Genomic DNA, 22,914 nt, shown 5'->3' with positions numbered 1-22,914 from the left:
GCGATCACACCACAGGTCGAGCCATTGACCAAAAACCAGGTTTCATCTGCTCCAAATGCTCTGGCTGCCAGTTGTTGAGCCACCAAGATTGCTCCTTGAGGCGCAAATAGATTGTCCAATTCGGGCAATTCTGGGAGATCCGATCGTCCCACTTGAGTCCCCAACAAGTCGGTCAATTGGTCTGGAAACCCTTGTCCTCGTTTGTGACCTGGCGTGTAGAAAGGTGCGTTGAACGATCGAGCGCACTTTTGCAGACTCTCTAATAGAGGCGTGGTTTCTTGAAAGTCAAATTCCATGTGGATTCGTCATTGATTTGCGGTTAGGGTCATTTGTTTAGCAGCAGTTTTGTAGCGATCGTATTCACCGGACGCAGACACCTTTTGCACATTAACCAACCATAATGGTACGTTGCAGTGGCACTTCTTACGCTGCATTGCTTAGACTGCTGAAATACGACTTGGTGAATTTCGGCGTTGCTGATTGGAGGGATGAATCTGTGGGAAGTGTCCATCTTTTCGCCCCCTAAATCCCCCAAAATTGGGGGACTTTGAACCTTGGGTTTCTCTCCGCTTTGGGGCAATTCATCCCCTGATTCAGCAACGCCAGCTTGAGTATCTGATTCAAAATTGTAAAAAGGTCAAACCAGTCCTATCGCTATAGCCAGTAGACTTCCTGCACGAATCATAATAGATGCCTTCCGACTAAAGTCAGGGCTACAAGAACAAAGCGTGCCTTCGCGCACTAAAGAAGTATTCGTGCTTTAGAATTGGCTTTGAACAACAATGGCTCCTTAATCCACATAAAAAATTAGGTGGAGCCATGACCCCACCCATCTATTTAGCTTATATTGAGCTTACATTGAGCTTTAACTGACTAGATGTTTTTCTCCATAACAGGACGGCCTTCTGTGTCTACATCTAGTTCTTCTCGGCGAAGCTGTTCTTCAGCAGTAACAGTCTCTTGCTCAGTGACTTTTCTAACCTGCACTTCTTCACGCACAAACGCCTCCTTATGAATGTCGGGCGTTTCTTCATAGACCTGTACTCGCGCAACTTCTCCTTCTTGGAAAGCATACTCACCCGGAGAAACCGCCGTTTGTGCCGTTGCAGCAGTTCGCTCGACAACTACGCGCTCTTTTTCAATCGGAACAGAAACTTGTGCTGTCTCAGTTTCGACCCGCTTTCCGACGGTGACTTCGCCCGTTTTTTCGCGATGTTTAGTTGCAATCAGACGCTCTTCATACAGCTTGAGGTAAGCATCTTGAGCCGCGTGTTTTGCTTTGTCCCAACTTAGCCCAGTGTTAGCATAATTTGTTTCATAGGCGCTCTTTAGCTCAGGTTCGATCTCTTCAAACGTTTTGCCTGTCTCGGCATGACGATCGAAGGCTTCATAGCCAGTTTTATAGGCAGGTGCATAATCATCGTAGGTTTTGTCTGCCTCAACATAGGGTCGAGACGTGTGATTCGTTCGCCAGTGTGCGTCTTCTGTAGTGGGGTCGATCGCTTCAGCCGCACCTTTGCCAAATAGCCCGCCCCCGACTGCTCCGATCGCGGCTCCAACGACTGCCCCAACAGGGCCGCCAACTACACCACCGATCACTGCGCCTACTGAGCCAGCTCCTGCTGCACCAATTCCAGTTCCGACAGGGTGAGCACCAGGTTCTCCTGTAATGGGATCGAGATTTGCATCTGGTTCGTTGAGATTTTTTTTAGAGTCACTCATGATGTTGTCCTAGTAATGTTTTGAGATTGAAATTTCAAACAAAGCTATCAGCAGAAGCACCAACTAAAGACTCAACGCCACAGCTACTACAAGGAGTGGATGTTAAAAAACTTGGTTGCAATAACCTGTGGAACAAACCACTGTCAATCCACTATAAAGTAGTCAAATGCTTTGTCAGTCCAGCCAATTAAGTACAGTGTGTTGCGCTTGTCTTCCCAAGCAGTAATGCTGAGGCTAATTTACAAAAAGATGATGTTTTGAACACCTATCCATAGGAGTACAAGACGCGAAAATCGATACCCACAAAGATCAGTATTCCTGCTTGAGAACTGCTCAATGTTCTATTCGATTTGATATTGATGGAGTTAGAGTTTCTAAAGCGTTAGCCAGCATCTAGTTAGACTTCAAGAAATCTCGCTCTTATCAGCATCTAAGATTTCTCCTACTTCGCCAATAACCTCCTTCTTAAGTTTGGCAACCTTTTGAGAAAACTCTTGCCGTTGAGATGCAGTGAGCAAGTTGTGGTAAACAAACCAACCTACATAGATGATACCAACTAGCTCAAACAAAGGTGAAAGAATTGGAATGCTAGTGGCAACGCTGAGAATCCCGCCTAGCACTGTCAGGAGTAGATTTAGACCAATCACTGCTAACAGCACCCAGCCGGCCGCTTTGAGAATTGGGAGGTAGGGTTTTAAGAACTCAGCACTGTAATTGATCGGATCACTCAGGAATTCTGAAGTTTTGGCTTCTATCAATTCTTTAGAAGGAGTCTCAACAGTTGTCTTCTTGAATGAAACAGAGTCACCAGTAGGGATATCAATAATAGTCATTTCAGTTTTTACTTCAACAATGTTTTCGGTGTTTGTAGACATGAGAAATCTCCTGATTTAAAACAATTGATTTAGGACAATTAGACAACAGTGAGGGCAGATTCTACTCCGCCCCCAATATTGGAATTAGAACAGTGTCCGAACCGCTAAGAAGCCCGCGATCGCAGACGCTGCCAAAGAGGTTAAAGCCGTTCCAAATAGCCACCAAGCCGCCGTCGCCGCTACTTTTTGAGTTTCGATCGCTTGCTTTTTAGCTTCACGCTGAACCGCTTTGATGCGTTTTTTGGCTTCTAGTTGAATTCGTTCAGCCCGATGTAATACACTATCTCGCGTTGATTCGATTTGATTGATAATGCGATTGGCATCCGCTTCGGAGATATCTTCACGAGAGCTAAGGACGGCAACCAGCGTATCGCGATCGAACTCCCCTAGCCGCGATTTTAAGGCCTCAAATCCAGCTTGAGGGTCATCAAACAAAGTGCTGAAATCTTGCTTAATGCCTTCATAGCTCAGTTCCGGACGCTCTAGAGAATCAAGATAGCTGCGAATCTTGCCAAATACAGTGTCGATCGTAGATTGAAAGGCTTGTTGAACTTTCTGAATCTGCTCCGTCACTGCTTTGAAGTTTGACTCAACCTGATCCGCAATTCGGTTTGCTTCTTCTTCACTGATGTCTTCGCGCTGAGAGAGCAAAGCAACGAGTGTAGAACGATCGAAGCGAGACAGGCGCTCACCTACACTGCTTAACCCTGAGCGAGGATCTTGAAGTAACCGTTGGAGATCTCGTTTAATGCCGTCCGGGTTTAGTTCTTCTTTTTGAGTATTTCGCAAGTAGCTTTCGAGACTAGCTTCAAAGTCTACCGCTTGTTTTTGGGCACGTTTTGCCAACCGACGCGGCGCTTTGATCGTGTCACGAATGGCGGTTTGCACCTGGTCGATCGCTTGGTTTACTTGCTCCTCCGTCAAGTTACCTTCTTGGGTGAGCAGTTTAACTAATGTTTCACGGTCAACCTGAGACAGGCGAGAACGAATGGCATCGGTTCCTGCTTTTGGGTCATTTAGCAGCGTCTGTAAGTCGCGTTGAATGCCGTCTGGATCGAGTTCTTTCAGGTTCGTCTTACGCAAGTAGTCAGCAATCACAGTTGTCGTTTGTTCGTATTGCTCTTTTGCTTTGCCTGCTAGTTTCTGCGGAGCTTGCAGAATGCTGGTACGAACTGATTCAACTTGATCCAAAACTTGATTGACTTGCTCTTCGCTCAGATCTTGACGTTGACTAAGGAGTTGAACTAAGGTGTCACGATCGAACTGAGAGAGGCGTGACCTTAAGGCGCTGAGTCCAGCTTGAGGATCATCAAACAAGGTTCTTAAATCTCGCTCAATGCCTTCTGGGTTCAGTTCTTCTTTGTTGGTATTCCGCAAATATTCTTCAACTTTGCGTCGAAGTTCCTGCGCCTCAGACTGCACTCGCTCTTGGGCTTCTTTGGCCTGCGAGAGAACAGTATCGCGGGTGGATTCAAGCTGACCAACAATCTGATTAGCCTCTTCAGAATTGATGTCTTCGCGCTGTCCCAGTAGCTTTACTAGCGTGTCGCGGTCAAGCTGTCCCAATCGATCGCCCAATGCCTCTAAGCCCGCTTCTGGGTCTTCTAATAGGAGTTTGAATTCACGCTCGATCGCTTCTGGATTGAGTTCTTCTTTGCCTGTTGATTTTAGATAATTCTCAACTCGACTGCGAAGATCTTGCGCTTGGTTTTCCGATTCAGCCTGTTGTACAGAACTGAAAACTTCGACCCGAACGGCTTCTAGTTGATCAGCAATGTCTTGAACGCGATCGGGTGTAAACCCTTCTCGACGTGAGAGGATTTCAATAAACGTGTTGCGATCGATGCCTTCCAATTCTCGACGAATCGCACCCGCATCAGCTTGCGGATCAAAGATGATATCCCTAAATTCTTGCTTGATGGTTTCCCGGTTGAGATGCCACGGAGGAGACGATAGCAAGTAGCTTTCAAGGTCAGCCTGAATGACACTAAAAGGCTTTGAATTCGCTGTCTGAGTGACCTGGTTGCCCAGCTTACCTGCTGACCCCTGTAATGTGTCTTTCAGCTTTTGCAACTGACCTGAAACTCTCTCAACATCCAGATCAGAAAGGTTAGTATTCTGCATCACTTGACTGATCAGGGCACTCAACCCAAACTGTAGCGCCCGATTGGTCAGGCTACTTCCTGGATTTGCTGTAGACACTGTTTTAGCCAGTTGACTAAGTTGGCTTGTCATCGCTTCAGAGGTCAGGTCTTCAGGCTTGGCTGACTTTAATAAGTTGGTCAACTGCTCTACAGAATCTTGTGGGTTTTCTGATGGACTAACTACCGTTTTCCAGGCCCTTTCTAATTGATCCGCAATGCGATCGACATCTTGCTTTGAGAAATCCGTACGACTGCTCACCAGATTTACAAATGATTGACGATCAATGTTCCTCAAGAGATCGCTATCCGCCAGATCTTTCAGATCAGAGTCTTGCAACAACTGCTCAAACTGACCTCTAATTTCATCCAGATTTAACTTGGGCAACTGCAAGTTACTTAGAGAGCTTTGCAGCGTTTTTTGAATGCTATCAGGGTCAATTCCAGAAGTTAGTTCTCGACGCACTGCTGCCGTAATTTCTTCGGCGGTCGAGACAGCCTGACTTTTAGCAACATTAGCCCCGATCGCCGCTGTTGCAGTCCCCATCATACCCTGAAGACCAGAAGCCGCCGTGTTAACCACAGAGCCAACCAGGGAACCAACTGCACCTGAACCAAGCCATACGAGCAGCGAGAAGTAAGTAGACCAGATGACAACACCAATGATCGCACCTAGAGCACTACTTCCAACTAAGCTCAGTTTTACAGCGAGAAAGCTGGCAGCAAATAGAGCGATCGTTACGGTTAATAGGGCCCAAATCCCAACCTTAGATTCCGTTTTGCGAATAGAGGTGCCCAGACTATCTGAATCATCGTCGTCTGAATCGGGTAGCGTGCCTGGAGTAGCTACGATCGCAACTGATAAATTGGTCAATAGAAACTGAAACGCAAACGCCATCATTACTCCAGCCAGCAGTGAGACTAAAAACTGAGGGCTAGAAAAAACAAAGGCTGTCTCTTCTACAGGCACTTGTCCTACTATTAAATTTGTTAACTGAAACATGATACTTTTCCCATTTTGACTTTATTGACTAGAGCTACTGTTCGCGCCTCAGAACCTTTGATTTTGTCTGACTGCGGTTCGCTTGCACTCTAACTTAGAAAACTTCTATTAAAAATTTCCCAAGTTCAATCTCGTAGCGTCTCGGTTGTGATGGGGGCGGTGCTACATTTGGTAATTCCTTTTGTGGGAGTAGACCTAGAGAAACAAAATGCGAGTCGTTCAACAAAACCCGCATCCTATGCACTGAGGCTTTTCTGGCTGATTCGCCCAATTACAGAAGCCTTATTGTTAGCTGAACTGTTAACTGAGTCATTTATTGTTGCTGACATAGGAAATCAGAGGAAATCAGGAACACTATGGAGATCTCAACGTGAGGCGGTTTAGTGGAGTAATCTCCCCAACTCCCCTTAAAGAGGAACCTGAAGAAGTTGCAGACCGCGCGGCGTTGCTGATTGAAGGGATGAATCTGTGGGAAGTGTCAACTTTTCCGCCCCCTAAATCCCCCAAAAATGGGGGACTTTGAACATTTAGTTCCCCTTCGCATTAGGGCAATCCATCCCGTGGTTCAGCAATGCTCAGACCGCGCTACTTCTGGACGATGCCAGAGTAAGGATATCAAGCTTCAAATTCTCCTTATCGAGTCGCTCTCACAGTGGTTTGAGTTGTCTCTGGACGGCGCGTACCGATCGAAGCACCCAGCAACGACGCAATCAATCCTAATAAAGAACCAATCGCAAACGACCAACCCCCTCTAGCAACATCTCCAGCAACGTTTCTTGTTTGTTCAGCCGTCGCGCTAGGTACATTGTTCGGTATACTCGCACCGCTCTGCTGCACCTGATTGACAACTTCTCCAGCGTTTGAGGCTACTACCCCAAAGGCACCTGACACGCCACTGGTTACTAACCAGGCACTCAACGCTAAAGTCGTCGCCCAGAGAATAGCCCCATTCAACAAAGCAGACTTACGACTCATCGGGCCACAAGCTCGCGCTGTTACCCATCCCCCAATAAACAGAGAGATTAGCAGACTAATAATCGACCAGATCCCGATCGCTGATCCCACACCTCCTAGATCAGACCGAGGCGACCCAGAATTCGCAATTCCAGACAGGCCGATCGCTGCCCCTAACGCACTCAAGACTAGCTGAGAACTCAAGGCGATAACCAGCCCCGAAAAGATTGGCCCCCATCGGACGCGATCATGATAATCTGCTGTGGCGGCTACTGGCGTATTCGTAATATAAACGTCAGACGGTTGAATCGCTGGGTCATCGTTAGCCCTTCTTACGGGATCATCAGAGTAGGTCATGTTTTCCTCCAGCCGTACTACTTAAAGTAAAATACATTGACTACTTGAACTGTAGAAACCTGCTCAGGAAGCAACACCAATCTTGAGAGATAGTTGGTGGGTAAGTTTAAAGTTCTTAACCAACCAATAACCTGAGCAATAATTCGAGTGTGTTTGAAGTGATTAGACCCAAGAGAGTAAGTCTGACTTAAGAGGGAGGAGACCAGTTTTTTTGAAGTCTAATTTTAAGTAAAAGTAGTTCAAACACTTTAGGTAAAAAACAATGGCACTTCATAGAATCAAAGATTTTGACCCTGACTATCGCAGTCATTTTGAAGAGCAAAAATACATTCTGGAGTATGACCTCTACTCTGGAGATGATAAGGTTGGCTCTGTCAAAGATTTGTTAGTAGATGAAAATGGTAGATTCCGCTATCTGGTCGTTCACACGGGTAACTGGATCTTCGGTAAAAACGTCCTACTTCCGATCGGTCGTGCCCAAATCGACAACAAAAAGCACTGCGTCTATGTCAATGGACTAACTCGCGCTCAAGTCGAAGCACTTCCAGAGTATCAAGAAGGTGCCACAGTCGATTACGACCAGGAAGAGCAAGTTAGAGGTGTGTATCGTCCTATGATGGCTGCTCCGTTGGATGCGTCTGCTCCTTTAGATGCGTCTGCTCCGTTGGATGCTGCCCCGGCTGTTGCTGCTCCTGCTGCTTACGATCGCAACACCTACAACTATGATCAGGATGCTAACTTGTACAACTTGAACGAGCAAAACCACGAAAGCCTTAAGCTGTATGAAGAGCGATTGATTGCCAACAAAACTCGCCAAAAAACAGGTGAAGTTGCTATTGGAAAGCGCGTCGAAACCGAAACTGCACGAGTCTCTGTCCCTGTTGAAAAAGAGCGTGTTGTTATTGAGCGCACAACTCCTGTCAACGCTGGCACGACGGTTGCCCCGGATGCGGATGCATTTGCTGAAGGTGAAGTTGCACGAGTTGAAGTCTATGAAGAAACGCCCGATATTCACAAAGAAGCGTTTGTGCGGGAAGAAGTGCGAGTCAGAAAAGAAGTTGATCAGCAGACTGTTCAAGCAGAAGAACAGCTTCGTCGAGAAGAACTGGATGTGAATACTCAAGGCCGTCCAGTTGTGGATAAAGGAACCGACTCACGTTCTGGAAAGCGATCGAAGTAGCCGCTCTCATACTAGTTAAGTAATCCTTGACACTCAGAACCGTTGCGGGCAGGGCTATTTATTGGCTCTGTCTGCCTTTGTAAAACCATCAGCAGATTGCGAAGTAGCGTTGTTTCTAGGTCGTTACATCTCGATTGTTTGAAGTTGTGGAGTACTGCATCTCAGGTCTCTCAATCCCTGACGTTAGCTTGAATCCGGGTTCCTCCCTTTTTAAGGAAACCGGAGAGAGTCTGATGGCTAGTAACTGACTAAAAATGTTTATCTGAAATCTACTGATTGTCTAAAACTTGAAATTTATTTAGCGTCGATCGCATGAAAAGAACTCACACAAGAGAAGCTCTAGTTGCGGCTCATGCAAGCTTCTACACAAAGTTCAGCAGATGTGAACGAGTAGTCATTAGAACCTTGACACAAAGGCTGAAGTTGAAGCGATCGTGAGACCAAATAGCGGTTTTAAGGTTAAGTAGAACAAGCCTACTAAAGCAAAATTCGGTTTCTTTTATCTTGTTTCCTTTTATCTCTTTCTAACGTTAACATCTTGGTTCAGAATTTAATATGAATCTCTTAAAACTACGTCCTGAAGACTGTTCGGCGTTCGGACGGCTCATTTTGCAGTACCTTCAGGAAAACCCACAAACCAACATGAGTGAGCTTTCCAGGCGGGTCAACATTTCGCGGGCTGGGCTAGGTTGGATCTGTCTTAAGCGTAGCGGGCCAGACGAAGAAACAGCAAAAAGAATTGCTCAGGTGATTGGGGCTGACATGACAAAAGTTGCTCGTCTTGTCTACGAAAACAAACTAGAAAACCTGGCAAATTTAGGTGAATTAAACTACACAATCAAGCTAGATCGAAACTTTATTAAAAGCCCCATTCCTCCAGAAGATGCGATCGCTGGGCTAAACTCTGTCTTTCATGCGTTTCACTACATTATCCGAAGTATTCCTGAGTCCGAAAAGCCTTCTGACTTCCAAATCTACAAACAAGCCCACGAGGTTGTCAAGTCACAGGTTTTGAAGGGCAGAAAAGCCTCTAAAAAGGGAATTGAGAACTAACAAAAAGATTTCCTGCACGAATCATAGATGCCCTCCTGCTATTCGCTCCGCAGGCACCTTCGGTAACAGAGCACTCTAGCGACTACCGGGAGACGGCTACGAGAGATAGTGGAACTCTCAACGTTTAGTTCGTATAGACCGGGAGCATCCCAATTGTGTAGCACAGTCTTTCTGCCCTCACCCTCTCCCCCAGGAGCGGAAACAAGAGATCTGACTCCTTCTCCCTGGGGAGACGGGCTGGCAAAGCTCTCGCCCCACTTCGTGAGGAGGGCAATCCGAGATTTTGCACAATTAGGATGCTCCCGTATAGACCTCTCTTGGAATCCAACCTGATCCCTTAAAGCATCTCTGAAGAATCTAAGTATCCAACTTTGCTGGAGTTGGTGACTTTTCTCATGGAAATAGTCTTAACTCCTAGAGCCGATCTTTTCCGACTGACATCCCACCTGCAACTCTGTATGCTGAAACAGTACTAGTAATGGACAGGTGCCAGGTTTCTGGAAACAGCTACGCCCGTTGCTATTAATAAGATCAATTTTAGTTGTTGAGTAGATTATAGATAGGAGTTTCTATGTCCGCCATCGAAATTTATAGTGCTGCGCTTTGTCCTTTTGCCCATCGATCGCGCTTAACTTTGCTAGAAAAAGGCATTCCTTATCAGTTGATTGAAATCGACCTGCAAAACAAACCTGCTAACTTCAAAGAGATTTCTCCTTACGGCAAGGTGCCTGTACTTAAGCATGGCGATCAGCGAGTGTGGGAATCAACCATCATTAATGAATACCTGGATGAAACTTTTTCAGAACCTCCGTTGTTACCTAAAGAACCTATTCAACGTTCTCAGGCGCGAATTTGGATTGATTTTGCTGATACCCGGTTGTTTGCTGCATCTGGAAAGTTGTTATATGGCTCCGATCAACAGTCTGCCACGATCGTAAAAGAGTTGATCGAGCACTTGCAGTTCGTTGAGCAGGAAGGACTACAAAAGATGTCGGCAGAGGGCCCTTACTGGTTGGGTAAAGCGATCAGCTTAGTTGATTTGACCTATTACCCTTTGTTTGAGCAATGGGCAGTGCTGGAACATTACCGAAACGTGCAATTGCCGCCCGGACTTGACCGCTTAAAGCAATGGTGGAAAGCGATTGCAAGCCGTGAAACCGTGAGGTCGATCGCTAAATCTTCAGAGTTTTATGTCGATCGATATGGTCAGTTTGCTCAGGCTCGTCAAGCTCAGATGGCAAATCATTCTATTAAGTAACTTTGAAAGATCAGAGGAAATATGGACTTCTCCCATTCGCTGCTATTGTTTTGCACTCTACTTACCTTCTACGTACTTGGTGTGATTTGGTTTGTCCAACTTGTGATCTATCCTCTGTTTGCTAGAGTCGGCTCGGCGGAATATGTTGCTTATCACCTATTCTACACAAGTAGAATCCCGCTTCCAGTCATTCTTCCAGGGTTTGCTTCCTTCCTCTTGCCCATTGCCCTGATTTTATTCCATCCTGTGTCGGTTCCCCTGTGGATTGTTCTGGCTAACGTCGGATGTGGGCTAGTCTCGTTGATTGTGACTGTAGCCTTGGAGATACCGCGCCATAGTCAACTAGAGAGCAGCGGCAAGCAGGCGATCGTGATCGATGAGTTGATCCGCTACAACTGGCCTCGCACTCTGGGAATTACTAGCTCTGCTGTTTTAATGCTCATGATGCTCATAATGGCATTCTCACCGGCCTGATTTGCTCGGTCACTCCATTGTTCATTGTTAGGCTAAAGTATGAATGCAGAAATTACTCCTTGCTCTGTTCAACATCTGGAAAGTTTGATTGATAATACAGATGCCTTCTCAAAGACCTATGGACTATTGGTAGCCGATGGATACATGCCTTTTGAAGGAGCACTTCAGTATATTCTGAAGCAGATCCAAACTTCGCAAATTCGCCATCCTTGGCTACCCTATCTGTTTCTTTTTCGTCCTGACCAGACTTTAGTTGGATTTGGAGGCTTCAAGTCAGTGCCGGACTGTGAGCGTAGGGTTGAAATTGGCTACTCTGTTGCTCCAAGTTATCAGGGTAAAGGAATTGCAACATCGGCAGCACGTCAGCTTATTAACATAGCGTTCGAGTCAGGTTCAGTTGATTGTGTTTATGCTCACACATTGGCAGAATCTAACGCCTCAACAAGCGTCTTAACGAAGTGTGGAATGACTCAAGTCTCAGAGATGGTTGATCCCGATGTCGGAAATCTGTGGAGATGGGAAATTAGTCAGTAGTAGCCAGCATTAGTAGCCAGCATTGAAGCAAGTAGGGCGCTACTCAACCGTTATGCAAAGGCTGCGTTTTACGATCGAGGCTATTCACAAATCGCTTTCAGGCTTAAGTAATTTCTAAGTTGAATGCTGTATCTCATTGAAGATCAGAGAAATTAATGGTTCGTTCTTAAGCAGTTTCAAACGCTACTTGAACAATTAGCAATTACCAAACAACCTGTAATTGGGTAAACAAATGGGACGTTACATCTTCAATGAAACTTTAGCGAAAATGGTGCCTTACTTTGGGTTACCAACGCTGCCAATTATGAGTAATGAGCCGATCGTGCTTGACTTTGCGATCGCCACGGTGCGGCAGGTCATTCCTGACTTTCCCCAGGATGGCAACCTGCAAGTTACCTTTGTGCGTAGCGTTGTGCGGCAAGTTACCTTTCGTCCAGACTTTTCAGCTAAGAAGTTGTTTGCTTTTCTGTTTAGCTATCAGCCTGCGACTGAGATTAAGGTGTCGGTCAACAATGCCAACACAGGGCTGTACAGTGATATTCGCTGTCTGGGCGATGGCATCCGTGTAGAAACGCAAATGACCGGAGGCGGAGATAACTATGTTCGCTTCTCCTACAGTGAAGATTTTGTTGCTCCTTATGATTTGCTAGAAGCTCAACAATATAGGCTTGGTTCGTTGGATTACGTCACTGAGGCAAATGAATATCCCTGGTTATCTGAGCGACAAGTGACTGAGGCTGATATTCAAGGGGTCGATGTTACGCAGCTTTATGTTATGTTTCATTCGATCTATGCTCGTAAAGGACTTATTTACTACAATGATTTTCTAAAACGAGTCTTTGAAAAACAACCCTGGTATCGTCCCCTCTATCAAGTTCAGCAATTCAAGCAAAACGGATTACCCAAGCTGAGTGAGATTGAGCAGTCCAATCTTGAGTTTCTGCGCGATCGCTTCTGGAATAAGTTGTAGGCTTCGGAGCGCCATGCCAATTTTATGAGAGATGAAGTAGGTCAGAACGATCGTGTGGTGGTTGAGTTAATGCAATCAGTTCTTCAAAACAGTAGTGGTTGGCGAGGTCTGTCAATGCTTGAATGAGGTGATCCTGTGGTTCAGGAATTTGCTCAATTAACTGAAGAACTTGCTTGGTATTAATGCAGAGGGCCGCCTGGTGGAGTTGATTGATCCACTCGATCGACATCTCTGCCAGGTCAGTAGCCGTGAGTGAATGAGACGGAGAGGATTGGTTGTTCTGTTCATCCGCATAGAGATATTGAACGCCTAAATGTTCAGCTATTTTTTCAAAAACTGTGGTGGTTTGAATAGGTTTACGCACAAAGTCGTCAAAGCCCAAAGCCATCGCTGTCAGGCGGTCTTCTTCAAAAGCACTTCCGGTCAAAGCGATGATTACAGGTGCTTGGTTGCCTGCTGCTTTGATCTGCCGAGTTGCCTCAAACCCATTGAGAACGGGCATTCGTAGATCCATCCAGATTAAGTCAGGTGACCAACTTTGCCAAAGGTCGATCGCGGCTTGTCCATTAATTGCTTCCTGCACTTCAAAGCCAACAGGAGCTAACAACTCAAGGAGAAACCGTCGATTTTCGAGTTTGTCTTCAACAATTAGAATCCGACAAGGGGAGTGTTTTTTGTCTAGTCCAACTACTTGCCGCCGGGGGATTGGTGCAGGCAGAGCATCCCAGGTGACGGTATGAATGCGAATCTCAAAAGTAAAGGTTGAGCCTTGTTCGGGTGTGCTGTCTACGCTCAGATTGCCTCCCATTAGCCGCACAAATCGATCGCTAATCGGTAATCCAAGTCCAGTGCCTTCTTGTGCCTTGTAACCTGCCTCAGTTTGTACAAATGGCTCAAAGAGGCGATCGAGATCAGACGCAGCGATGCCACAACCTGTATCTTCAACACGAAAGCGCAGAATCGGGTCAGGGGTTTGGTCAGAGTTGACTCGTACCGTCACGCTGCCGATCTGAGTGAACTTGATGGCGTTGCCGATTAGGTTAACTAGAATTTGCCGCAGTTTGCTTTCATCGGCGTGAATGTAGTGAGGGACATCCGGCGATCGCTCAAAAATTAGCTGTAAGCCTCTAGATTGAGCTTTGAGGGCAAACATTTGCTGAAGTCGATCGAGTAGCCCATACAGGTCAAAATCGGTTTCATTGAGGGTGATGCGCCCTGCTTCGATTTTGGACATTTCTAACACATCGTTGATTAGAGTTAGAAGGTCTTCACCACTGCGATTGATGGTATCGAGATAGTCTTGCTGTTGGGGATTCAGCGATCGACTTCGTAACAGCAGTTGGGTAAAGCCAAGAATGATGTTGAGTGGCGTTCGTAGTTCGTGGCTCATGTTAGAGAGAAACTGACTTTTGGCCAGATTGGCGGCATCTGCGGATTCTTTGGCTTGTTTGAGAGCCGCTTCGGTTTTTTTGAGCTTGCTGATATCGCGGGCAACCCACAGCACCGCTTCATCAGACAATGGTGAGACACTCGCCAAAAACCAAGTTTCGGGATGGGAGATCGAGGCGCAGTATTCCACAAAAACATGCTTACGAGTGCCATCAGGGTTGAGCGGTTGCTGACGGAGGTTTAAGGCTTGCTGAATCGCATGAGTGATTAGGTTTGCGATCGATTCGGGTAATACTTCGTGAACGGTTTTGCCAATGAGATCGACACCTGGTTCATCCGTAACGGATTGCGTCTGCATATACTTCAGATAGCGACCCTCTGAGTCGAAGACAACTACGACATCACTCATCGCGGCGAACATTAATCGAAGTTCTGTTTCGGAGGTTTTCAGGGCGGCTTCTGCTTTTCGACGCTCTTGAATTTCTTGTTGAAGCTGAGTGTTTTTTTCGCCAAGTTCTGTGGTTCGCTGCTCGACTCGGCTTTCTAATTCTTCGTTGGTTTTTGCCAGGGCTGAAAAAGATTCGCGTAGCTGCTCGGCCATCTGATTGAATGACTGTGCTAATCCATTGAGTTCAGTTGTGCTGCTGACAGAAACCGTTTGATCTAGATGTCCAGCCGCGATCGCTTTGGCAGCACTTCCCAGTCGAGAAATCGGTTGGGCAATCCAGCGAGCCGTCAAAATCCCCAAAGCTGTCGCCAGTCCAAACGCACCGAGACAAAGCACGATCGTCGTTCGAGTGTTAGCATGAATTTGATCCATGAAGTCGCTTTCTGGAACCACAACAATAATCAGCCAGTCCAATCCCTGAACCGTTTTTAGCGGCACAACCTGGAGAAATTGCCGTTGTCCCCCAACTTCAAAATCGAGTTGTTGGGTTTGAGTAATCTGAGACAGGTTGCCAAAGCGCTGTTGTAGGTACTCTGTTGTTTGTCGGGTTAAGCGATCGCTACTTTCTAATGCTTTGACACGAACTGGATTTTGCTGATTGAGCGGGGCGGTTGGATTTTGAATAACATAAGGTCGTTGAGTTGCAGAACTGCCGACGAGCAAGCCTGTCTGACGTTCGAGAATGAAGGTTTCACCCGATCGCCCAATCTTCAAACTCTGTAGAAATTGACTAATTCCAGTTAGCGAAAAATCTACCGAAGCTACCCCTACTAGCTGGTTGCGATTGTTATAAATCGGCAAACCCGCATTCAACACATACTTAGGTGTGGCAAACAGTCGATAAATTCCGCCCCAGGTTGCTTTTTTGGACTTAACGGCCGAACTGTACCAGGGACGATTCCGGGGATCATAGTTAGGTCTGGCTCTCAGGAGTTTAGTGCGATATCCAGGGCGATCGGCAGCATAGATGCGAATCTGATAGTCGGTCGATTTTCCGGCAACTTTTACTTGAAAGTTATTGTTGTCATCTCGCTCAACCGCCACATGTTCTCGTGATTCTGACCCAAGCTGGACGGCGGTCACCGTGTCAAAGGTCTCAAGCTGATACCAGAGGTGTTGTTCTAAGGCTGCCAGATTTTGAATATCAATTTCACCCAACCGAACTGCATTTGCGTTGAGTTCATTAATCTGATGGGGAGTTTCTACATAGGTTTGCAGGTATTGTTGAATTCGAGCCGTAATCTCACTTCGCAACTGTACTGCAACCTCATTGACGGCCTGTTGTCCGTTGCGAATGGATAACCATCCAGTTAGCCCCACTGCTAACGATATCTGTAGAATAAACGGCACAACCAGAATGCGGCGCAACGGCATACTTTGGGCAAGCTTTGAGAAGCGATCGGCGAGAAGGCGCATCTGCAAACTCCTTGTATTAAACGGCACCGTTAGAAGTCAGTGCTAATCCAAAAATCCCTAAACCTAATGAGTTTTCTCAGCATAATGTAACGAGCGCTTCAAGTAAACTCACGCATCTGGGTGATAAAGTAGCGAAATCTAGGCGATACCATCGCTGAAGCTAATTCTTCACCTCAAGGTTAGAGCGTCTTGAAGGTAATGTTTCTTCATGTTGCAATTATTTTTTTCTTGATCGCAGATCGTAAAATTGATCTACGTCTTGTACAACTATTACGCTTTATATAAGAACAGATTATGTAGAAACAGAGTATGTAGAAACAGATCGACGAATTTAGCAACGCTGGTTTTTAGACGCACCCTTCAATCCTTAATCTCTATAAATTCTATGGCTGTCACCATTTGCAGTTTTTGTAGGAATTCCGTCTTGAGCGCTGATGGTGTTAAAACAATATGAACGCTAAAGGAGACATTCTAATCGTTGACGACACATTGGATAACCTTCGTCTCTTATCTGCAATGCTGGCTGCCCAGGGATATGAAGTACGGAGTGTCACCAATGGGTCGATCGCGCTGATCGGAATGCAAACTCAGCCACCTGATCTCGTTTTACTGGACATCAACATGCCCGGAATGAACGGCTATGAAGTGTGTCAGCGTCTCAAATCTAATGCTCAACTCAAAGAAATTCCCGTCATTTTTATTAGCGCCTTAAACGAGGCAGTCGATAAAGTAAAAGCGTTCTCAGTGGGCGGCGTTGACTTTATTAACAAGCCTTTTCAAATTGAAGAAGTGCTGGTTCGCATCGAACACCAACTCAAACTTTGCCGCCTACAGCGACAGCTTCAAACCCAAAATCATCAATTGCAGCAGACTCAGGCAGACCTGCAACGATCGCTCGACCAGGAGCGCGCCCTCAATCAACGGATCGAAGCAATGGCGGCGCTAGAAGAACGCAATCGTATTGCACGAGACATTCACGACTCACTGGGGCATTCTCTCGTCGCGCTCAACATTCAAATGGAGGCAGCCCTGACACTCTGGGGGGTAGACACCGATCGCGCCCGATCGACGCTAATCGAAGCCAAAAAACTCGGTTCTGAAGCTCTGGAAGCGGTGCGTCACTCGGTGTCTGCGATTCGTTCTGATCCCCTACAGGGACAACTGCTCGAAGGCGCGATCGTTAACCTTGCTGAGGAGTTTTATCACTTAACGGATGTGATGCCAGAGTGCCAAATCGATCTCTCTCAACCCCTGTCTACTGCAATCAATCACGTCGTCTACCGGATTATTCAAGAAGGGCTGACTAACATTTGTAAATATGCCGAAGCGACGATCGTTCAGATTCAAATTGAGACTACGGATGCAGGCTTGTCGCTCACTCTGCAAGATAATGGAAGAGGGTTTCAACTAGATCAAGCCACAATGGGGTATGGACTGCGAGGAATGAAAGAGCGATCGACTGCGCTGGGTGGACAACTACAGATCATCAGCAATCCGGGTGCGGGGTGTCAAATTGTCGCTCACTTTTCTAGAGAAAACCATCCCTTCAACAATGGAACTTAATTGCCCTATTGCGAGGCATTTACGATGATTCGAGTCCTATTAGTAGACGACCAGGAAATTGTCCGGCGAGGGCTGAAGATCTTGCTAGAAACAAAGCCTGACTTTCAAATTGTCGGTGAAGCAGAAAACGGTCGATGTGCGATCGCACAGCTTGAAGCCCTACAAAAGGTCACAACGGACACGTCCTTTCCGGATGTTGTGTTGATGGATATTAGAATGCCTGTGATGAATGGAGTAGAAGCTACACAGGTGATTTGTCAGCAGTTTCCAACGCTCAAAGTGTTAGTTCTCACGACTTTTAACGACACAACCTATGTTGCAGAAGCGCTACACTTTGGCGCAAAAGGGTATTTGCTCAAAGATACTCCCACTGATGAGCTTGCCCAGGCGATCCGCGCGATTCATCAGGGCTACACTCAATTTGGGCCAGGAATTGTCGAAAAAGTGATTGCTGAAGCGCCCGTCTCAAAACCAGAGTCACTCCCTCCAGGCTTAATGGAACTCACCGACAGAGAGCGAGAAATCCTGCGATCGGTTGCCACAGGCGCAAGTAATCGAGAAATCGCCCAAACGCTCCATCTGACCGAAGGAACCGTGAGAAACCACATTTCACACATTTTGACCAAGCTAGATTTGCGCGATCGCACTCAGGCATCAATTGTGGCCAACTCTTATCGCACCTGGTTAATGTAATACCAAATCCACTAGTTACTGATACAGATTCTCGCCCCCTAAATTCCCCATTTTGGGGGACTTTGAAACGGCTTCCCTGATAGGTTCTTTTCAAATCTGAGAGATAGAAATCGGTGAATTAACTGATTTTTATGAGTATCATTTGTTGGTTTATTTGGTACAAGATTCGGGCAGTCTGCTAAATCCCTACCCGTGAGAGATTTTGAACTAGAAGTCTTATCCGAGAGAACCTGTCCAACGCCTATCTGTTAGGAAATGCTGACTGATAAACAGGCACCTGCATAAGCGTAATACATCACCCGTGTAAAGAAAAGTCGTCATTACAGGATTTAACATGACCGATTGCCTCAAACAGCATGACAGATGTCATTCTCAAGTCGTGACATTTATGTGATGTGAGCCGCCTCTCAGCTTTGGTAAAGTAAGGCTGTCAAATTGGGGGCTGCATTCCCACCGTTGAGTTTGTTGTCGAAGTGAAATTCAAGCTGATCTGCGGAAGACCCCCAAGCACGTCTCCCCATGAACTCATCATGAGCAATCAGGTGTTTGAACCCAATCAGTTTATTCTTCACGATCGCGACACTGAAATTCTGTATTCGATCGAGTATCAAACAGGTATTCCAAAACTTGATTATCAAACCTTGCATGTTGATCGCATCTGCCATTTTAGCGGTGACGAAATCAGCCTGGTTGCAACCACGATCGGGAGATTAATCACCGTCACTTTAACATCTGACTTTGATCAAAGAAGCGAAACGTTACTAACGCTGCTGTTGCCCACAGTGTACCTACCTGTGAATGTAATGGAGCAGTTAATCCAAGTTGAAGTTATTACTACGACTCGACGACTTCCACAGCCCAAAAGTTGGCGGCGAGTTGAAGGACAAGTCGAGACCCATCAAGCGCGATCGTGCCAGGGAATTGCTCGACTCGTCGAGTGCTAATTGAACCCTGCTGCGATCGCCCATCTAACTCATACAGAGGTGCCCCGATGAAGCGTGATGAATCCTCTCCCATTCGCCTGTTAATTGTTGATGACCAGAGTCTGATTCGTCAGGGACTCAAAGCCATGTTAGAACAGGAGCCTGATTTGCAGGTGGTGGGCGATGCTGAAAATGGCAAAGTTGCTCTAGAGCAGGTAGAGGCTCTGCAACCTGATGTGGTGCTAATGGATATTCGGATGCCCGAAATGGATGGCCGAACCGCGACTAAACTCATTACTCAAAATTTCCCGAATGTCAAAGTTCTGGTCTTAAGTACGTTTGATGATGATGCGTATCTAGCAGGCGCAATTCGAGCCGGGGCAAAAGGATATTTGCTTAAAGATATGCCTTCTAAAGAGTTAGCCGATGCGATTCGCTTTGGGTACTATGGCTACACTCAATTTGGGCCAGGGTTGTTTGACAAACTGTTGTCAATGGAATCGGCTCCCGATCAAACGACAGGATCGCCTCCACCCAAGCCATCAGAACTCACCGCACGAGAACAAGAAGTGTTACGGCTGCTGGCTGTCGGAGCAACTAATCGTGAAATTGCTCAACAGCTTTACATTACAGAAGGAACTGTGAAAACGCATGTGACGAGTATTCTGAGCCGCCTCAATTTCAAGAATCGATCGCAGCTTGCAATCTATGCAAATTCTATTTCAACTGAAAGGAACACACTAACTGCCAGACTAGGAAGCCAATCAGAAGGGGAGCGATCGTTCTAGTTAAACATTAGTTCGATGCAGGTTTTTCGCTGCGATGTTCTGGTCTTCGGGAGCATCCCAATTGTGCAAGATCTCGGATTGCTCTCCTCACGAAGTGGGGCGAGAGCTTTGCCAGCCTTTCTCCCCAGTGAGAAGGGAGTCAGATCTCTTGTTCCCTCTCCTTGGGGAGCTACGGTGTATACACAAGTCTATACTCACTTCGTTCTAGTCGGCTTCAGCCCCCTAAATCCCCCATTCTGGGGGACTTTAAGCAAAAAAGACTTCCAGAATTTAGAACCCTGATCAGCGTTCAAAGTCCCCCAAATTTGGGGGATTTAGGGGGCGAAGGATTACGGCAAGTACAGATCAATCGACTTATGTATACACGGTAGCCTTGGGGAGAGTGTGAGGGCAGAAAGACTATGTTACACAATTGAGATGCTCCCTGGTCTTCTGCCCCCCAACCCCCAATTCTGGGGGACTTTAAAGCAAGCGTTTTGGTTCAAAGTCCTTGAGTGGGGGATTTGGGGGTGTTCCTAGATTTGTAATCGAGAGGTTTGGTGAATTTGGGTCTGGTTAACGAAGAATGGGTAAGCGATCGATAGCAGACTTGATGGTTCCCGCTAGTTGATTTGTCAGATCACGATTCTGATTGATGCGAGACTCTAGACCACTACTAAAGCTGCCTCCTGTGAAGAAATCACCCACTGATTTAACAACTGTCCCAACTAGGTTAGACCCGCGAATGTCGGCATCAGCAACCTGCACAGAGAGTTGATTAACCTTGATAGGATCGCTGGAGGTGTCTACCGAAAAGATCAGATTCATATTCAATGTATGAAACACTCTGAAGGAGGGATCTGGGACAACAGGAACAGAAACATGGAAGTTCTCGTTATTTTGAGGAACAACCACCCTGACGCTTACTTGATTGGCACCAGGGCCGGCCGTCACTTCTTTAACGCTAACATCTCTGAGGTTGACATTCACGTCTTTGATTCTCATGCCTTTACCGACTCGCTTGCCATTGAGTTGGTCTTTGATCTGCTGTGCAGCAACTCCTTTGCCAAAGTCTCTCCAGACGGTATCGATCGTTTGTTCGATCAGGTCTGAGCGTTGTAGAATAAACGCGATCGCGGCTGGATAATTGGTAATGGGGGCGGGAGCCGGAGCAGGCTTAGGAATGGGTTTGGGCTTGGGTTTGGGAATCGGTTCTCCCGAACACTTGGGTGCAGTTGGATTTGCATCACAATCGATCACAGCATAGGCTGGTGTGTAAATTCCGATTACTGTGACTAGCACTAAACTCATGATTACACTCATGAAACCTCGTAACCGTAACTTGTCCATGATTGACTCCTGGTAATGGTTTAATTGATTATTTTGGGCATCAAGTTCTGATGTCTGACAGCACAAAACTTGAGTGGTAGAGCAATTTATCAAAACGTAATCCTGAGCGATCGTTGATTAGACTTTCTATACGACTGCTGCTATCAGAACAAAGTCCGGGAATTTATTTCTCAGCCCCTCTACAATCTGGAAAGTCTCCTTGCAGCAGGGCTAATACTCCCTTGACCCGCACTCCTCGCAGTCCTTGAGCCGGAAATACACCCCTGGCAACGATCGCGGTAATCACCTGTGCGGCAGGCTCTTTGGGAGGAGTCGCAACAAAGTCAAACTCATAGATGCAGTCGGGAGGCGCTTGGATATAAACAACGGGCACCAACTGGGGATTTGTCCAACCCGTCGAAGGCACTGTACCGCGAGCAATAATCTGCACTTGGGGCGGATTACTCTCTAACAAAACTAGGCTGACATCAGTCACCGTAACATCTGTATGAGTAGAATCAGGCTCAGTCAGCACAGCACCCTCAGCAATCCCTTTGAGCGGTAACACTTCGTACTTGAGTTGTGCGCCGGATCGATCCACCACAAACCCCAAGCTTTGAGCTTTAACCGCCAAGGTTGTAAAGTCTTGCTGCTTTTCACCTGCTAAGTTAACAGGAGGAAGTATCAGGGTGAGTGACAATTCTCCTGCGTCTACATCAGGCTTGAGGGTAACGCTAATCAGCAAACCGAGCTTACTTTGTTGTTGAGTAATTTGCTCCCCTCGAAACGTAAAGCTACCTTCGACACCTCGATAGTCAAGCTGAGATTCTCGCCCGCTCTGCGCTTTGGGGGCTTGAGGATAGAAGGCAATTTTAGTAGTTCCCTCTCGATCGCTAAACTTAAATAGACTGGCTTCGGGTTGAGTTTTTGGGCGTTCTGATTGAGTCACAATAGGTCTCCAAGCTGTGGTTTGATTCTTTAACCATAAAAACTAGAGCGGGGTTTGGCAGTCGGAAAATGTCGGATTTGCGATCGTACTCAATAGGTTGTTTTTCTCGCTAGGATCAACAAATATTGTGAAGTTCGTAAATACTCGATGAGTTGGAAAACCTGGGCTGCGATCGACATCGGCTGTGACGAAATTTGATCTGAGTATTGAAGCAAGATTGGCAATGTATCTTCGAGCAATAGTGCGTGATCTAAAGACTGCCAAATTAAACTATTAACTTTTTGCGGAAAATGTTCTGAAAGCTTTCTAGTCAGAGAGTTTCTTTCCATTTCTCCCATTCCAACAATGGCGATAAGCCGACACTGATCTTGAACTATCCAGTGTTGTAGTTGAGTGATCTCTTGACGACGACCGTAGAACACCGCAACCTCCAGAGAGGCTTCTCCACTGTGATCAGATTTTGTGGTTAGCGAGCTAGTAAAGTTGCTGGTATTCGCACTATCACTCGCAATCATTAGTCTATTATCAAAACTATATATAGGAGCGATACTTTTTTGTTTTCTTTGATGCTGTCGTCGCAAAACAGTTTGTAGGTTTTTTTTAGTAACTAACTCTCCAAAAAGTTGACTAAGTTGTTGCCATAGTTGAGATCCAACATCTCGAATATGACCCGTGTCGTAGCCAAGCTGGTGAGCGATCGCCTCATACGTCCAGCCGTGCCAAGAATAGCGGAAAACTTTCTCCTGAATGTCCTTCAGGTTTTGTCCTTCTAGTACCGTATCGAGCAGAACTAAGGCTTCTTCTACGGTCATGAATGAAGCGGGAGGACAATCATTTAAGGAATGCTGGCTCATTAGATTTGGTAAGGTGAAACAGGAGCAGGTTTAGGGGGACTTTGATACTACTTGGAGTGTTG

The 22,914-nt window shown here is 46.4% G+C and carries 19 protein-coding genes and 1 pseudogene; 10 read left to right on the top strand and 10 right to left on the bottom strand.

Features of this window, described 5'->3' with window-relative positions; genetic code table 11:
* The 6 genes and pseudogenes from ACKFKF_RS22780 to ACKFKF_RS22755 form a co-directional block, all read right to left on the bottom strand.
* Positions 1-296: pseudogene (locus ACKFKF_RS22780) on the bottom strand (arginine decarboxylase); the annotation flags it as partial.
* 9 nt (positions 297-305) lie between these two features.
* Positions 306-434: a hypothetical protein gene (locus ACKFKF_RS22775; RefSeq protein ID WP_446869805.1), complete on the bottom strand. Its 129-nt coding sequence runs from the start codon at positions 432-434 to the stop codon at positions 306-308.
* 439 nt (positions 435-873) lie between these two features.
* Positions 874-1,722 (bottom strand): YsnF/AvaK domain-containing protein, encoded by an 849-nt coding sequence (locus tag ACKFKF_RS22770; RefSeq protein WP_446869804.1) that lies wholly within the window; start codon positions 1,720-1,722, stop codon positions 874-876.
* A 404-nt stretch (positions 1,723-2,126) separates the two neighbouring features.
* A complete protein-coding gene (locus ACKFKF_RS22765; protein ID WP_446869803.1) occupies positions 2,127-2,597 on the bottom strand; it encodes a CAAD domain-containing protein in 471 nt (156 codons plus the stop codon).
* A gap of 84 nt (positions 2,598-2,681) precedes the next feature.
* Positions 2,682-5,741, bottom strand: a complete 3,060-nt coding sequence (locus ACKFKF_RS22760) for an MFS transporter (RefSeq protein ID WP_446869802.1) — start codon at positions 5,739-5,741, stop codon at positions 2,682-2,684.
* 633 nt (positions 5,742-6,374) lie between these two features.
* Positions 6,375-7,052, bottom strand: a complete 678-nt coding sequence (locus ACKFKF_RS22755) for a hypothetical protein (protein ID WP_446869801.1) — start codon at positions 7,050-7,052, stop codon at positions 6,375-6,377.
* A 262-nt stretch (positions 7,053-7,314) separates the two neighbouring features.
* Here ACKFKF_RS22755 and ACKFKF_RS22750 point away from each other — a divergent pair, with 262 nt between their 5' ends.
* From ACKFKF_RS22750 to ACKFKF_RS22725, 6 genes are all read left to right on the top strand, one after another.
* On the top strand, positions 7,315-8,232 hold the full coding sequence (locus ACKFKF_RS22750; RefSeq protein ID WP_446869800.1) for a DUF2382 domain-containing protein: 918 nt from the start codon (positions 7,315-7,317) through the stop codon (positions 8,230-8,232).
* A gap of 555 nt (positions 8,233-8,787) precedes the next feature.
* Positions 8,788-9,285, top strand: coding sequence for a winged helix-turn-helix transcriptional regulator (locus ACKFKF_RS22745; RefSeq protein WP_446869799.1), 498 nt, complete (start codon positions 8,788-8,790; stop codon positions 9,283-9,285).
* A 571-nt stretch (positions 9,286-9,856) separates the two neighbouring features.
* Complete coding sequence (locus ACKFKF_RS22740) at positions 9,857-10,543, top strand: glutathione S-transferase family protein (RefSeq protein WP_446869798.1); 687 nt, start codon at positions 9,857-9,859, stop codon at positions 10,541-10,543.
* A 21-nt stretch (positions 10,544-10,564) separates the two neighbouring features.
* Positions 10,565-11,017: a hypothetical protein gene (locus ACKFKF_RS22735; RefSeq protein WP_446869797.1), complete on the top strand. Its 453-nt coding sequence runs from the start codon at positions 10,565-10,567 to the stop codon at positions 11,015-11,017.
* A gap of 39 nt (positions 11,018-11,056) precedes the next feature.
* Positions 11,057-11,551 (top strand): GNAT family N-acetyltransferase, encoded by a 495-nt coding sequence (locus tag ACKFKF_RS22730; RefSeq protein ID WP_446869796.1) that lies wholly within the window; start codon positions 11,057-11,059, stop codon positions 11,549-11,551.
* A gap of 232 nt (positions 11,552-11,783) precedes the next feature.
* Positions 11,784-12,521, top strand: coding sequence for a YARHG domain-containing protein (locus ACKFKF_RS22725; protein ID WP_446869795.1), 738 nt, complete (start codon positions 11,784-11,786; stop codon positions 12,519-12,521).
* A 22-nt stretch (positions 12,522-12,543) separates the two neighbouring features.
* On the opposite strand, the gene ACKFKF_RS22720 is transcribed toward ACKFKF_RS22725, so the two are convergent.
* The gene (locus ACKFKF_RS22720) at positions 12,544-15,774 is read right to left on the bottom strand and encodes an ATP-binding protein (protein ID WP_446869794.1); all 3,231 of its coding nucleotides are present in this window, start codon (positions 15,772-15,774) and stop codon (positions 12,544-12,546) included.
* A 450-nt stretch (positions 15,775-16,224) separates the two neighbouring features.
* Here ACKFKF_RS22720 and ACKFKF_RS22715 point away from each other — a divergent pair, with 450 nt between their 5' ends.
* From ACKFKF_RS22715 to ACKFKF_RS22700, 4 genes are all read left to right on the top strand, one after another.
* The gene (locus ACKFKF_RS22715) at positions 16,225-17,337 is read left to right on the top strand and encodes an ATP-binding response regulator (protein WP_446869793.1); all 1,113 of its coding nucleotides are present in this window, start codon (positions 16,225-16,227) and stop codon (positions 17,335-17,337) included.
* 24 nt (positions 17,338-17,361) lie between these two features.
* Complete coding sequence (locus tag ACKFKF_RS22710; protein ID WP_446869792.1) at positions 17,362-18,030, top strand: response regulator transcription factor; 669 nt, start codon at positions 17,362-17,364, stop codon at positions 18,028-18,030.
* A gap of 530 nt (positions 18,031-18,560) precedes the next feature.
* Positions 18,561-18,974 carry a hypothetical protein gene (locus ACKFKF_RS22705; RefSeq protein WP_446857981.1) on the top strand — a complete coding sequence of 138 codons (414 nt, stop codon included), beginning with the start codon at positions 18,561-18,563 and terminating at the stop codon, positions 18,972-18,974.
* 47 nt (positions 18,975-19,021) lie between these two features.
* Entirely contained in the window at positions 19,022-19,741 is a 720-nt protein-coding gene (locus tag ACKFKF_RS22700) for a response regulator transcription factor (protein WP_446857982.1), read from the top strand.
* A 555-nt stretch (positions 19,742-20,296) separates the two neighbouring features.
* On the opposite strand, the gene ACKFKF_RS22695 is transcribed toward ACKFKF_RS22700, so the two are convergent.
* The 3 genes from ACKFKF_RS22695 to ACKFKF_RS22685 form a co-directional block, all read right to left on the bottom strand.
* Positions 20,297-21,031 carry a hypothetical protein gene (locus tag ACKFKF_RS22695; protein ID WP_446869791.1) on the bottom strand — a complete coding sequence of 245 codons (735 nt, stop codon included), beginning with the start codon at positions 21,029-21,031 and terminating at the stop codon, positions 20,297-20,299.
* Positions 21,032-21,233: 202 nt separating this feature from the next.
* Positions 21,234-21,998 (bottom strand): hypothetical protein, encoded by a 765-nt coding sequence (locus ACKFKF_RS22690; protein WP_446869790.1) that lies wholly within the window; start codon positions 21,996-21,998, stop codon positions 21,234-21,236.
* An 89-nt stretch (positions 21,999-22,087) separates the two neighbouring features.
* Complete coding sequence (locus ACKFKF_RS22685; RefSeq protein ID WP_446869789.1) at positions 22,088-22,852, bottom strand: hypothetical protein; 765 nt, start codon at positions 22,850-22,852, stop codon at positions 22,088-22,090.
* Between the last annotated feature and the right edge of the window lie 62 nt (positions 22,853-22,914).

This window comes from Phormidesmis sp. 146-12 (assembly GCF_052939495.1).
This window is presented reverse-complemented; position numbering and strand designations above follow the sequence as displayed.

Coding starts and splice junctions, on each gene's coding strand:
- ACKFKF_RS22740 (WP_446869798.1), top strand. CDS start 9,857: ATGTCCGCCATCGAAATTTATAGTGCTGCGCTTTGTCCTTTTGCCCAT.
- ACKFKF_RS22700 (WP_446857982.1), top strand. CDS start 19,022: ATGAAGCGTGATGAATCCTCTCCCATTCGCCTGTTAATTGTTGATGAC.
- ACKFKF_RS22685 (WP_446869789.1), bottom strand. CDS start 22,852: ATGAGCCAGCATTCCTTAAATGATTGTCCTCCCGCTTCATTCATGACC.
- ACKFKF_RS22755 (WP_446869801.1), bottom strand. CDS start 7,052: ATGACCTACTCTGATGATCCCGTAAGAAGGGCTAACGATGACCCAGCG.
- ACKFKF_RS22735 (WP_446869797.1), top strand. CDS start 10,565: ATGGACTTCTCCCATTCGCTGCTATTGTTTTGCACTCTACTTACCTTC.
- ACKFKF_RS22765 (WP_446869803.1), bottom strand. CDS start 2,597: ATGTCTACAAACACCGAAAACATTGTTGAAGTAAAAACTGAAATGACT.
- ACKFKF_RS22745 (WP_446869799.1), top strand. CDS start 8,788: ATGAATCTCTTAAAACTACGTCCTGAAGACTGTTCGGCGTTCGGACGG.
- ACKFKF_RS22730 (WP_446869796.1), top strand. CDS start 11,057: ATGAATGCAGAAATTACTCCTTGCTCTGTTCAACATCTGGAAAGTTTG.
- ACKFKF_RS22770 (WP_446869804.1), bottom strand. CDS start 1,722: ATGAGTGACTCTAAAAAAAATCTCAACGAACCAGATGCAAATCTCGAT.
- ACKFKF_RS22710 (WP_446869792.1), top strand. CDS start 17,362: ATGATTCGAGTCCTATTAGTAGACGACCAGGAAATTGTCCGGCGAGGG.
- ACKFKF_RS22695 (WP_446869791.1), bottom strand. CDS start 21,031: ATGAGTTTAGTGCTAGTCACAGTAATCGGAATTTACACACCAGCCTAT.
- ACKFKF_RS22760 (WP_446869802.1), bottom strand. CDS start 5,741: ATGTTTCAGTTAACAAATTTAATAGTAGGACAAGTGCCTGTAGAAGAG.
- ACKFKF_RS22750 (WP_446869800.1), top strand. CDS start 7,315: ATGGCACTTCATAGAATCAAAGATTTTGACCCTGACTATCGCAGTCAT.
- ACKFKF_RS22715 (WP_446869793.1), top strand. CDS start 16,225: ATGAACGCTAAAGGAGACATTCTAATCGTTGACGACACATTGGATAAC.
- ACKFKF_RS22705 (WP_446857981.1), top strand. CDS start 18,561: ATGAGCAATCAGGTGTTTGAACCCAATCAGTTTATTCTTCACGATCGC.
- ACKFKF_RS22775 (WP_446869805.1), bottom strand. CDS start 434: ATGCAGCGTAAGAAGTGCCACTGCAACGTACCATTATGGTTGGTTAAT.
- ACKFKF_RS22720 (WP_446869794.1), bottom strand. CDS start 15,774: ATGCGCCTTCTCGCCGATCGCTTCTCAAAGCTTGCCCAAAGTATGCCG.
- ACKFKF_RS22725 (WP_446869795.1), top strand. CDS start 11,784: ATGGGACGTTACATCTTCAATGAAACTTTAGCGAAAATGGTGCCTTAC.